Raw genomic sequence first — 11,640 nt, 5'->3', positions numbered from 1 at the left:
TTTGCCATGCCTCCACAACCCTAGGAGGTCCACATGGACTGGCGCGACCGCGCTGCATGCCTCGACGTCGACGACCCGGAACTGTTCTTCCCCGTCGGCAACACCGGGCCCGCTCTCGTGCAGATCGAAAAGGCCAAGGCCGTCTGCACCACGTGTGAGGTCCGCGACACCTGCCTGCAATGGGCGATGGAGCACAACCAGGACTCGGGCGTCTGGGGCGGCCTATCCGAGGACGAGCGCCGCTCGCTGAAGCGCCGCGCCGCTCGCGCCCGTCGCGCCGCGAAGTAACGCGACCACGCTTCCACGGCGCCGCAGCTCACCGCTGCGGCGCCGTTGTCGTGTCACGGCAGCGCCGGGTCCATGCCCCCGGCGGACGCCGGCCACGCGCGGTGCGCTATTCGCCCACCTGCACGTGGAGGTCCACGGCGGATCCGGTGTCAGTACGCCGCCACTGGATTTCGCCACCGAGCTCATTCTCGACGAGGGTGCGCACAATCTGCGATCCCAGGCCAGACGGCTCGGCGCTCAGGCCCTTACCGTCATCGGCGATGACGACCCGGAGACGGGACTCGTCCGTACGCTCGGCTGTCACGATGATGATGCCGTGCTCGCGTCCCTCGAAGCCGTGCTCGACCGCGTTCGTGACCAGCTCGGTCATCACGAGCGCCAACGACGAGGCGTACTGCGCGGGGATCAAACCGAAGTCGCCCTCGCGCAGCAGTTTCACCTGCACACCTGGCGATGCGACCTCGGCCGCCATCCGCATCGACCGCGCCGCCAGGTCGTCAAAATTCACCAGTTCGTCGAGCGTGCCCGACAGCGTCTCGTGCACCAGCGCAATCGTGGAGACGCGACGCATCGCCTCCGCGAGCGCCTCCTTCGCCTCGGGCGCCTGCACGCGCCGCGACTGGAGGCGCAGCAGCGCCGCGACCGTCTGGAGGTTGTTCTTCACGCGGTGGTGGATCTCGCGAATGGTCGCGTCCTTGGTGATGAGCTCGCGCTCGCGGCGCCTGAGCTCCGAGACATCGCGGCACAGCAACACGGCGCCGATGCGCTCCCCGTACTCCGTCACCGGGATGGCACGCAGGGACAACGTGGCGCCGTTGGCCTCGACATCCGCACGCCATGGGGCGCGCCCCATGACGACCATCGCGAGGGTCTCGTCGATGTGGCCCTTGTCGGTCACGAGCTCGCTCGTCACGCGCGGCAGTGACCTGTTCATGAGCGATCCGGTCACGCCAAGGCGGTGGAAGCAGGACAAGGCGTTGGGGCTTGCGTAGGTGACGTGGCCCGCGGCGTCCAGGCGCAGGACTCCATCGCCGACGCGCGGCGCTCCGCGGCGCGAGCCGGTCACCGACATCTGTGTGGGGAACTCGCCGCGCGTGATCATGTGAAGTAGATCGTCCGCGGCACCCTTGTAATTCAGTTCGAGGCGGCTCGAGGAGCGCGACACCGCCTGGGACACCTCGCGCGTGAGGACGCCCACGGGGCGTCCGTCCATCACGATGGGGAGAGCATCTTCGCGCACCGCATACGTCTCGTCCCAGCGGGGCTCACGCGAGGCGGTGATCCCACCCTCGTCGAGCGCGCGCTGCAGGTGGGCAATACGGCCCGCGGCCGCCATCGTCCCCACGACGTCGTCCTGGTGCACGGTGGGTCCCGTCGACGGGCGGCACTGGGCGACCGCCACGAAGCCGTCGTCGACCTTGCGCCACATCACCAGGTCCGCAAACGACAGGTCCGCGATGATCTGCCACTCGGCCGTCAGCAAGGCGAGCCACTCTGCCTCTGCCTCGGACAGGGGTCCGTACTTCTCTGCCGTCTCTCTGAGTGTCGCCACGCCCCTAGCCTAAGTGGCCACAGGGGTCGCGGTAGCCTGGGTCTCACCGTCGAAGGGTTCGCATGGAGATCACACACACGCACCGGTTCGACGCGAGCGTCGACGAGGTCATCGCGATGCTCGCGGACGAGTCGTTCGCGCACATGCGTGGCGCGACCGGCGGAGCCCACGACGGCGGCGCCATCGTCACGGGCCGTGCGGACGAGGCCTTCTCGGTCTCGATCAGGCGCACGATCCCCTCCACCACCATTCCGCAGGAGTTTCGCGGCTTCGTGGGCTCCACACTCACGGTGAAGTACACGGAAGCCTGGCAGGCGCCGGCGGGCGCCGGCCGCCACGCGACGTTCGCGGTGGAGATCATGGGTGCGCCGGGCCACGCCTCCGGCAGGCTCGACCTCACCCCCGACGGTACCGGCTCGGTCTTTGGCGTCGAGGGGAACGTGTCGGTCAAGGTGCCGCTCTTTGGCGCGATCATCGCCAAGGCCGTGCACAACGCGGTGCTCGAGGGCATCAAGGCCGAGCTCGCCGACGCGGACGCCTGGCTGGCCGCTCGGTGACGCTGCGCCACCCCGTCCTGCTCGTCTTCGTGGGCGGCATGCTCGGCGGTGCGGCACGCATCGGCATCGACGCCGTTCTCCCCGCCGCGGCGGGTATGCCCTGGGATCTCGTGGCTATCAACATCGTGGGCTCGGCGGCGTTGGGCGCAATCGACGGCCACCTCAACGTGCGGGGCAGCCGCTGGTGGCGTCCCTTTGTCGCCACCGGCGTCCTGGGTGGGTTCACTACCTTTTCTTCTGTCGCGGCGCTGCAGTGGACCTCCGGCGCGGGCGCTGGCGCGTCGATCGCGCTTCTCGCCGTCACGGTCGTGGCGACCGTGGTCGCGGCCGTAGTCTCTCGACGCTGGGCCATCGCGCGCGCCGGAGCGGCCGCATGAGCGTCGTGCTGGCTGTCGGCGCCGTCGTCGGCTGCGGGGTCGGCGCCGTCGTGCGCCACCTGCTCGCACAGCGCGTGACCGGAGAGAACCTCGCCTGGCACACCATCGCCGCCAACACCCTGGCGTGCGCTCTCGTCGGGGCGGTGGCCGGTATCCCCGACGCACCCGCGGGCCTCATGCTCGTGCTGGGGACCGGGGTGGGCGGTGGGTTGTCGACCTTCTCGACGCTCGCGGTAGACGCGGCGCACCTGTGGGAGGCGGGAGAGCGAGGCCGCGCAGTCGCCTACCTCGCGCTGACGTGTGCCGCCGGTGTCGCCGCGGCGTGGGCCGGATGGACGGCGACGTCCACCCTCGGCTGACGTTGCCGTCCTAGAAGGTTGCGCGCGGACGGCGCCTCGCGGCCGCTACCGCGGGCCAGGCTATGACGGCGAGGCCGACGAGCAGGGCGGGCCACACCGCGTCGCCCGCTCCCACGAGAGCGACGACGGCCAGTCCCAGCGAGCACACCAGCCCCACGACCGACAGCGTCGCGGGTATCGCGAGACCCGCGGTGCGACCCCCACGGCGCTGGCTGACTGCGGCCAGGTTCGCCACGGCGTAGTACAGCAGCACGCTCGCAGCGGAGACCAGCACGAGGCTGGCTCCTTCGGTCCACACGAGCGCGACGGCGCACGCGCCGACGACGGCCTCGGCGCGCCACGGGGCGGCCGACGCCCCCGTCGCGGCGAGCACCCGCGGGAGGTCACCCTCGCGGGCCATGGCCATGGCGGTGCGGCCCGCGCCCGCCATCACCGCGAGCATCGCGCCTCCCACGCTCAGGGCTGCCACCACCGTCGCCACAACCACAGGCACGCCTCCCATGCGGGCCAGTTGCTCGATGGGTGCGGCCGGTCCGGACGCCACGATGACATCGCCGTCGCGACGAGCCGCGGGCACCAGGCGATCGGCGCCAAGGCGGGAGAGGGCCGCCGCCACCACCAGGTACAGCGAGACGACCACTGCCAGCGCAAACAGGATCGCGCGCGGGATGGTTCTCGCCGGCGCCTCCACCTCCTCGCCCAGCGTCGCAATGCGCGCATAGCCGGCGAAGGCGAAGAAACACGCAGCCACGGCGACAAGAAACGTCATGGTGGGTCCGGCATCGGCCGCGAGCACCGACACAGGCGGGCCCGCATCCTCGGGCGTCCCGGTCAGCGACAGCGCCACGATCACGACCAACGCGGCGACCACGATGATCGCGATGAGAGTGGCCCCGCGAGCGGTGCGGGTGATCCCCCCCGCATTGAGCGCCCACGCGGCCACGATCGCCGCCGTCGCGATGCCCTGGACGTGTCCTGGCAACACGGAGGCGCCCAGCACGGTGGCGCCCACCGCGACCGAGACCGTCTTGCCTACGACAAAGGCCGCCCCGGCCACGTGTCCAGCGAAGGGACCCAGCTCGGCGCGGCCGTAGGCATATGCGCCTCCCGCCACCGGGTAGCGCGCCGCCAGCTGCGCCGTGGACAACGCGTTGAGGAGCGCGACGATGGCAGCGCCGGCGACGGCAGCCATCGCCCACCGCCCTGCGGCGAGCACCTCGACCCACATGTCGGAAAACACTCCCGCGCCCAACATGGAACCGACGCCGATGCCGGTGGCGGACAGGAGGCCGATGCGGCGGGCGGTCGTCACGCGGCGACACTACCGGGCGGCGGGGCCGCCTTGCCAGGAAACGACGAAGGCCCGGACCATATGGTCCGGGCCTTCGTTTTCTCGTAGCGGGGACAGGATTTGAACCTGCGACCTCCGGGTTATGAGCCCGGCGAGCTACCGAACTGCTCCACCCCGCGTCGGCTTGATTACTCTACCCGACGCGGGGTGATGCTCCAAATCGCCTACTCGGCGGCCTGGATCTCGGTGATGCGGTCATCGGCGGCGACGGCCGCCTCGAGCGCTGCGGCGAGGTCGTCCTGCGCCTCACCGTAAGCCGCGAAGTCGCCATCGGCGAGGGCGGCCTCACCGTCTTGCAGCGCCTGCTGCGCGTCGGCGAGGGCGGCCTCGAGGTCGGCCTGCGCCGTGGCGATGTCACGGTCATCGGTGCCGGTCTGCGTGGGCTCCGGCTCGGGCTGCGTCGTCGCGGTGTTGGTGGGCTCGGGAGTGGAGGACGTCGTCGGCGTCGGCGTGGGCGTTGCGCCCGTGTCCACGTCGGCCTCGTCAGTGACCTCACCCTCGTCCGTGATGGTCTCGGCCTCGTCGACCTCCGGCGCGGCACCCGGACCGAAGACCTGGTCGAGCGCCTCCTGGAGGGTGTCGGCGAAGCCGATCTCCTCACCGAAGGACACGAACACCTTGCGCAGCAGGGGCACGCGCGTGCCCTCGGAGGACTGCACATACACCGGCTGGACGTACAGCAGTCCGCCACCGACGGGCAGGGTCAGCAGGTTGCCGTTGACCACATCGGAGTCACCCTGGCGCAGCAGGTTCAGCGTCGTCTGCGCGTCCGAGTCTGCGTTGAAGTTGTTCTGCACCTGACCGGGGCCGGGGATAGTGGTGTCGCGCGGCAACTCCAGCAGCCGCAGCTTGCCGTAGCCCTCCGCGACCTCGCCATCCGCGTTGCCCGTCTCCGAGTCCACCGCAAGGTAGCCGGTAAGGATGTTGCGGTCGGTCTCACCACCGGGGATGTACGAGCTGTACAGCGAGAACGACGGCTCGTCCTGACCGGGCATCTGCAGGGTGAGGTAGTACGGCGGCTGCAGGGTGGTCTCGCCCACGGTCGGGTCGTTCGGGAGCGTCCAGGTGTCCTGGCCGGAGTAGAAGGCCGAGGCATCGGTCACGTGGTAGCGCTGCAGCTGGTGGCGCTGCACCTGGAACAGCTCCTCGGGGTAGCGCAGGTGGCTCATTAGGTCACCCGAGATCTCCGAAATGGGCTGGATGTTCGTGGGGTACACGTTCTGCCAGGTCTGCAGCAGCGGGTCCGACTCGTCCCACGCGTACAGCGTGACCGAGCCGTCGTATGCGTCGACCGTCGCCTTGACCGAGTTGCGCATGTAGTTCAGCACAGTCGGCAGCGGCGAGCCCTCCGAGTCGGCGAACAGCGTGCTCGACTGCAGCGGGGAGGCGTAGGGGTAGCTGTCGGTCGTCGTGTAGCCGTCGACGACCCACACCACGCGGTTATCAACGACCGCGGGGTAGGTGGTGGAGTCGAGCTCGAGGTACGGCGCCACGCGTGCAACGCGGTCGAGCGGGTCGCGGTGATACAGAATCTGCGACTCGGAGGTCACGCGATCCGAGAACAGGATCTGCTCCTCGCCAAACTTGATGGCGTAGAGGATCTTCTCGGCGATGCTGCCGATGCTCGGTCCGCCCTCACCGTCGTAGGTCGTGTTGACCTGGCCGGTGGTGGAGTCGTCGTCCGGGTAGTCGAGTTCCCAAGGGGAGGTGCCCTCGGGGGCCCCGACGATCGAGTAGTCGGGCAGCGTCTGACCGAAGTAGATGCGCGGTTCGTATTCGCCCAGGTCTCCGGTGGACGGGATGCCGCCCTGGAAGAACGCGGGCTGGCCATCGGATGTGGTCCGGTTGCCGTATGCCGCAACGACGCCGAAGCCGTGGGTGTACACCGTGTGGTCGTTGACCCAGTTGCGGTTCTCGGCACCGAGGCCGTCGAGGTCGAGTTCACGGACGGCGATGACGGTGTCGTTCATCTCGCCGTCGAGCTCGTAACGGTCCACCGCAAGCTCGTCAGTGAAGTTGTAGTACTGCTTGTTCTGCTGGAGCTGCTGGAACGCCGGGGACACGATGTTGGGGTCCAGCAGGCGAATCTGCGCGGTGGTCTCGGCGTCGGCACGCAAGGCCTCGGCCGATGCCTCGGTGGTCGCGTCGTACGACGTAGGCTCGACATGCTCGAGCCCGTAGGCCGCCAGGGTCGCGTCGATGTTGCGCTGGATGTACTCAGCCTCGAGGTCCTGCGCGTTCGGGTTCACCTGGAAGTTCTGCACGATCGCCGGGTAGACACCCCCGACGACGAGCGCGGACAGGACCATCAGGGAGACGCCCACGGCGGGGATACGCCAGTCTCCGCGCCAGATGACGGCGAGGAACAGCAGGCCCACCAGGAGCGCGATGCCAAACAAAATGCCCTTGGCCGGCAAAATGGCGTTGATGTCCGTGTACAGCGCGCCGTAGTACTCGCCCGTTGACTCGTTGAGGAGGGCGTAGCGGTCGAGCCAGTAGTTGGCGGCGATGCCCAGCATCACCAGCAGTCCCGACACCGCGAGCTGGATGCGCGCGCCTCCGGAGGCGACGAACTCGCGGCCGCCGCCGGAGATACCTCCGTACAGGAGGTGCACGAAAGCGGCCAGGAGCGTGCACAGGATCGTGATGACGAGCCAGAAGCCCACGAACGCCTGAAGGATGGGCAGGGTAAAGACGTAGAAGGACAGGTCCAGCCCGAATTCCGGGTCGACCTCGCCGAACGACGTGTGGTTGAGCCACGCGAGGGTGTCCTGCCAGCGTGCCGCCATCGCGAAGCCGGCGACGATGCCCACAAAGATCGGCAAGGCGATCATGATGCCGCGCTCGATGGGCGCGATCTGCTCGCGGTACTGATCAAGCGCGCCGCGGCGCGCCCCCGTCGCGGGACGCACACGCTTGGCGACCCACAGCGAGAGGAAGACCGCGCCTCCCGCGAGCACCGCGAATACGGCGAACAGCACGATGCGTGCGATCCATTGCGTCCACAGGATGCCGGTGAAGCCGACCTGCTGATACCAGGCGATCTCGGTCCAGATGTTGGCGGCGATCACGGTCGCGACCACCAGGATGGCGACGGCAATACCGGCGATCAGCAGCGGCGATCGGCGCTTGGGTGGGACCGGCGACGCGGGGCGTTGCGGTCGGTCGGGTCGGTCGTCGAACGTCACGGATGGTGTCCTTGCTCGTCAGCGGCGGCGGGGTGGGGTCCAGCGTAATCAGGGAGCGGTGCAGGTGGCCAATTGCGAGGTATCACCCGCACCGATCGCCTCGATGGCGGCGTAGCCATCGTCGAGGTCGTCCACCGCAAAGACGTCCAGGCCGTCCGGGATGTTCCCCACGACCTCGTCGCAGTTTTCGACGGGTGCCAGGAACCAGTCTGCGCCGGCATCGCGGGCGCCATGCATCTTCATGCGAATCCCGCCGATCGGCTCGACATCGCCGTCGGCACTGATGGCGCCTGTACCTGCCACGTGGGCACCCCCGAGCTCGTCGACTTCGGTGAGCTTGTCCATGATCGCCAGCGAGAACATGAGCCCCGCCGAGGGTCCTCCGACCTTGTCGATCTGGACGGTGACGTCGATGGGCATGTCGAAGGTGGGCTCGACGTATATCCCCATCACGGCGTTCCCGGTGCCGTCATCGAGAGTGGCGAACGTCGCATCGACACTATTGCCGTCACGGTCGACGGTCACGGTGACGTCATCACCAGGCGCGAGCGCATCGAGCTGGTCGAAGAGATCCGTGTAGGAATCGATGGAGACCCCGTCGACGGCCGTGATCATGTCGCCGGGCTCGAGGAGCCCCTCGGCGTACGTCGAGTCCGTGAGCGCCGCAACCTCGATGGTGGCCGGCACGTCTTCACCGAGCGCGGTGAGCGCCGCGACCGTCGCCGACTCCTGCGATGTCACCCATTGATCCTGCGACTGCTGCTCCACCTCGTCGCGGTCGTCGGGATCGCCGAGGACCGCCTCTTCGGGCTGGACATAGCGGTCGTCGGCGATCCACCCGCGCAGCACCTGGCCCAGCGAGAACCACGTCGACGAGCCGCGCGCCACCGAGACGGTGGTGAGCCGCAACTCGCCCGACGCGTCGTACGTGGGTGCCCCGGCGATCTCCACGAGCGCCGCTCCATCGTCGTCCGTCCCGAGCGTGTCGAAGGTGGGTCCCGGCATACCGATCGCGAAGCGCGCAGGCAGGATCGACAGCAATGCCAAGAGGATCGCGGCGCCAAGGCCCGCGATCGCAAGCGTCAGATCGCGTCGCGAGGCCGGGTCGGCATCGGTCTCGACGGAAGCGAAGGGGTCCGGCGCGGTCGTCACCGGCCCATCATTGCTCATAGCGAACGTCTCCCCCAAGTCACCCCCCTGAGCGTTACCGTGGACTCGACGCTCGCGAGGTGCGCGAGAGTCGCGACCCCAGGAGAGTGCGTGAGCGACGAGAACACCCCGTGGATGCGCCTGTTGCGCGAGTTGTTTGGCGACGACGCGGATGCCGCCCTCGCCGAACTCGAGCGTATGGGGATGGATCCCAGTGCCCTCGCACAGGCATCCGGCATGCTCGAGAACCCCGCCATGATGGATCACGTCCTGTCTCAGATTCGTTCGCTGGTCTCGCAGTCGCAGGGCCAGGACGTCAACTGGACCCTCGCGCACGACGTGGCGCGCGGCGTCGCGGCGCAGGGCGGCGACCCCACCGTCACGTCCCAGGTGGCGCAGGAACACCGCGCGGCGATCTCGCGTGCGCAGCTGTGGCTCGACGCCGCCACGGACTTCAACCCCACGGGCAGAGACCCTCAGGTCATCAGCCGCGCGGAGTGGGTCGAGGCGACGCTTCCGACGTGGCGTGTCATCGCCGGTCCCGTGGCCGTGAGCGTGTCGCGAGCGCTGACGTCGATCCTCCGCGGCGAGGACGGCACCGGGTCGGCGATCGAGGCGATGGGCCTCGACGGGGCCGAAGCCGGCGCGTTGGTCCAGTCGATCAGCCCGACCGTGTGCGGCATGCACATGGGTCAGGCCGCCGGCCAGGCCGCCCGCGAAACCTTCGGCGTCACCGACTTGGGCTTCCCGCTCCTTGCCGAGCCGCGTGTCACCCTCGTCCCGAGCGTCATCGCGGAGTTTGCCTCCGGCCTCGACATCCCGAACGACGAGGTGCTGACCTTCCTCGCGCTGCGCGAAGCCGCCCACGTGCGCCTGTTTGCCGCGGCCGCGTGGCTACCCGGACACCTGCACAATCTCATCGAGCGTTACGCCGCCGCCATCACGATCGACGTCGAGGCGCTCGACGAGGCCGTGGCGGACATCGGAGTCGCCGATCCCGCCAAACTCCAGGCCGCCCTCACTCAGGGCATCTTCAGCCCGCGACACTCGGACGAACAGCACGAGACCCTCGCCTCGATCGAGACGCTGCTCGCACTCATCGAGGGGTGGGTCGACGAGATCTCGCTGCGGGCCGCCGCACCCCACCTGTCGTCGATCGGTCAGCTCAGCGAGATGCTTCGCCGCCGCCGTGCGGCGGGCGGTCCCGCCGAGGACGCGTTCAAGACGTTGCTCGGGTTGGAGCTTCGCCCACGTCGCATGCGCGAGGCGGCATCCCTGTGGCGCGAGGTCACGCTGGCCGCGGGCCCTGAGTCCCGTGACCGGGTGTGGTCCCACCCTGACCTGTTGCCCACGGGCGCAGACCTTGACGACCGCACCGCGTGGGTCAAGCGGTGGGTGTCCGGTGGCACCGACGGCGACGACATGGACCGCGAGCTGGAGGCGTTCCTCAGCGGCGCGACCACCGGCGATCCCACGGCCGGCGACACCACCCCCGACGACGACGCTCCGGAGCCTCCGGGAGACGACGAGCGCCCCTGAACCTGGCCCGGCGGCGACACGGGGCGGTCCGCCTGTGCGGCAAATGTGCCGTCCCCGTCTACGCTGGGTCCTGATCGGCCCTCGTGGCCACCACCGTGCGCGCCATTGTTGTGGCGTGCGAAGAAGAGAAGGAGAAGCCGAATGGCCGACAAGTACGCTGGCGAGTTCTACTGCGTGAAGTGCAAGGACAAGCGCACCACCGAGGGTGACGTAGTGGTTTCCGAGAACGGCCGCCGCATGGCGAAGGCCGTGTGCCCCGAGTGCGGCACCAAGCTCAACCGCATCCTCGGCAAGGCGTAACTCGCCTCACCGCACAGGTTTCACGACGGCCCGTCCCCGCGAGGGGGCGGGCCGTCGTCATTGGTGCCGGGGGTGCCCCGCATCCTGTGGACAACCCTGGTGGGCGTCACCGCAGATGCCACGCTGGCGGCATGAGACTGCGTCAGGGAGTGCCCGTCCTGCCGCGACCGGACGGCGGGGTCCAGGTGGGATGGACGCGACCGGTGGTGGTGGCGCACGCCAGCGCCGAGGTTGAAACCCTCCTCGCGACCCTCGCCGTGGGCGGAACGATCGGCGCGGACGACCGGCGTCGCCATGGTGCGCTCCTCCAGCGTCTCAGCGAGGGCGGACTGCTTGAGGCGGCGCCGCCCACACCCGTGAGGGTGCGGGTTCACCACACGGGGACGTTCGCGGTCGCCATCGCGGCGGCCGCCGCGCGTATGGACGCAACCGTGGGTTTCGCGCCTGATCACGCACCCTTGCCCGATGGCACCACGGCCTCGTGGCACGCCATCCGCGCGCTACGCGCCGCCCATCCGCGCGCGCGCCTGTTACCGGCGGAGGGGCCGAGCGACATCGACGTGCTCGTCGCGTGCGTGAGCGCTCCCCCGCTGGCCACGGCGCTGCTCGCACGCGACCAGCCCCACGTCGCCGTGCTCACCGATGACGGCGGCGTCACGGTCAGTCACGTGATCACGCCCGGCGTCACACCCTGTAGCACCTGCGCGGCCCTTCACGCAGCCGATGCGGACCCCGCTTGGGTGGACCTCGCTCCCGTCATCGGCGCTCACCCTCCCCGCGTCGAGCCCCGCGTGGCGTCGACGGCGGCGGCGCTGGCCGCGCATGCATGCATCCATGGCGGCGCCGTCGCGTGGCGCATCAGCGATGACGGCACGATGTCCTCGTCGACTCCGCGCCCTCACTCCGCATGCCGATGTGGCGCCTCGGGTCCCGTGGGCGACGTCCTGGGGGCGAGGAGGGCGCGCATGCCTCGGGGGTGA

11 protein-coding genes and 1 tRNA gene are annotated in these 11,640 nt (G+C 69.4%); 7 read left to right on the top strand and 5 right to left on the bottom strand.

Translation table 11 applies throughout. The features are described 5' to 3' along the window. Nucleotides 1–33 precede the first annotated feature (33 nt). Nucleotides 34–288 (top strand): WhiB family transcriptional regulator, encoded by a 255-nt coding sequence (locus B7K24_RS06195; RefSeq protein ID WP_084129323.1) that lies wholly within the window; start codon nt 34–36, stop codon nt 286–288. Between the two features lie 106 nt (nt 289–394). Here B7K24_RS06195 and B7K24_RS06190 read toward each other — a convergent pair whose 3' ends face one another. Continuing rightward, nucleotides 395–1,840, bottom strand: coding sequence for a sensor histidine kinase (locus B7K24_RS06190; protein WP_084129322.1), 1,446 nt, complete (start codon nt 1,838–1,840; stop codon nt 395–397). A gap of 62 nt (nt 1,841–1,902) precedes the next feature. Here B7K24_RS06190 and B7K24_RS06185 point away from each other — a divergent pair, with 62 nt between their 5' ends. Genes B7K24_RS06185 through B7K24_RS06175 form a run of 3 tightly spaced genes read left to right on the top strand, consistent with a single transcriptional unit; the run spans nt 1,903 to nt 3,133 of the window. Continuing rightward, nucleotides 1,903–2,397, top strand: coding sequence for a DUF2505 domain-containing protein (locus B7K24_RS06185; RefSeq protein WP_084129321.1), 495 nt, complete (start codon nt 1,903–1,905; stop codon nt 2,395–2,397). Continuing rightward, nucleotides 2,394–2,774 (top strand): CrcB family protein, encoded by a 381-nt coding sequence (locus B7K24_RS06180; protein WP_084129320.1) that lies wholly within the window; start codon nt 2,394–2,396, stop codon nt 2,772–2,774. Before B7K24_RS06185 ends, B7K24_RS06180 begins: the two co-directional genes overlap by 4 nt. Beyond that, nucleotides 2,771–3,133, top strand: coding sequence for a CrcB family protein (locus B7K24_RS06175; protein ID WP_084129319.1), 363 nt, complete (start codon nt 2,771–2,773; stop codon nt 3,131–3,133). Before B7K24_RS06180 ends, B7K24_RS06175 begins: the two co-directional genes overlap by 4 nt. Before the next feature lie 10 nt (nt 3,134–3,143). On the opposite strand, the gene B7K24_RS06170 is transcribed toward B7K24_RS06175, so the two are convergent. From B7K24_RS06170 to B7K24_RS06155, 4 genes are all read right to left on the bottom strand, one after another. Continuing rightward, nucleotides 3,144–4,445: an APC family permease gene (locus B7K24_RS06170; protein WP_200808300.1), complete on the bottom strand. Its 1,302-nt coding sequence runs from the start codon at nt 4,443–4,445 to the stop codon at nt 3,144–3,146. A gap of 84 nt (nt 4,446–4,529) precedes the next feature. Continuing rightward, nucleotides 4,530–4,603: transfer RNA gene (locus B7K24_RS06165), tRNA-Met, on the bottom strand. A 45-nt stretch (nt 4,604–4,648) separates the two neighbouring features. Next, on the bottom strand, nt 4,649–7,672 hold the full coding sequence (locus B7K24_RS06160) for a UPF0182 family protein (RefSeq protein WP_084129318.1): 3,024 nt from the start codon (nt 7,670–7,672) through the stop codon (nt 4,649–4,651). Between the two features lie 48 nt (nt 7,673–7,720). Continuing rightward, complete coding sequence (locus tag B7K24_RS06155) at nt 7,721–8,824, bottom strand: PDZ domain-containing protein (protein ID WP_234986597.1); 1,104 nt, start codon at nt 8,822–8,824, stop codon at nt 7,721–7,723. A gap of 108 nt (nt 8,825–8,932) precedes the next feature. On the opposite strand from B7K24_RS06155, the gene B7K24_RS06150 reads away from it, so the two are divergent. From B7K24_RS06150 to B7K24_RS06145, 3 genes are all read left to right on the top strand, one after another. Next, nucleotides 8,933–10,360 (top strand): zinc-dependent metalloprotease, encoded by a 1,428-nt coding sequence (locus B7K24_RS06150; protein WP_084129316.1) that lies wholly within the window; start codon nt 8,933–8,935, stop codon nt 10,358–10,360. A 141-nt stretch (nt 10,361–10,501) separates the two neighbouring features. Further along, the gene (locus B7K24_RS13540) at nt 10,502–10,660 is read left to right on the top strand and encodes a DUF5679 domain-containing protein (protein ID WP_144268172.1); all 159 of its coding nucleotides are present in this window, start codon (nt 10,502–10,504) and stop codon (nt 10,658–10,660) included. A gap of 131 nt (nt 10,661–10,791) precedes the next feature. Next, a complete protein-coding gene (locus B7K24_RS06145) occupies nt 10,792–11,640 on the top strand; it encodes a hypothetical protein (protein ID WP_144268171.1) in 849 nt (282 codons plus the stop codon).

The organism is Demequina sp. NBRC 110055 (assembly GCF_002090135.1).
Taxonomy (GTDB): domain Bacteria; phylum Actinomycetota; class Actinomycetes; order Actinomycetales; family Demequinaceae; genus Demequina.
Note: the sequence above shows the minus strand (reverse complement) of the source record. Positions and strands in the feature narration are given on the sequence as shown.

What these genes read in the sequence shown, in the direction of transcription:
- B7K24_RS06195 (WP_084129323.1), top strand. Translation starts at nt 34, where the DNA reads ATGGACTGGCGCGACCGCGCTGCATGCCTCGACGTCGACGACCCGGAA.
- B7K24_RS06185 (WP_084129321.1), top strand. Translation starts at nt 1,903, where the DNA reads ATGGAGATCACACACACGCACCGGTTCGACGCGAGCGTCGACGAGGTC.
- B7K24_RS06175 (WP_084129319.1), top strand. Translation starts at nt 2,771, where the DNA reads ATGAGCGTCGTGCTGGCTGTCGGCGCCGTCGTCGGCTGCGGGGTCGGC.
- B7K24_RS13540 (WP_144268172.1), top strand. Translation starts at nt 10,502, where the DNA reads ATGGCCGACAAGTACGCTGGCGAGTTCTACTGCGTGAAGTGCAAGGAC.
- B7K24_RS06145 (WP_144268171.1), top strand. Translation starts at nt 10,792, where the DNA reads ATGAGACTGCGTCAGGGAGTGCCCGTCCTGCCGCGACCGGACGGCGGG.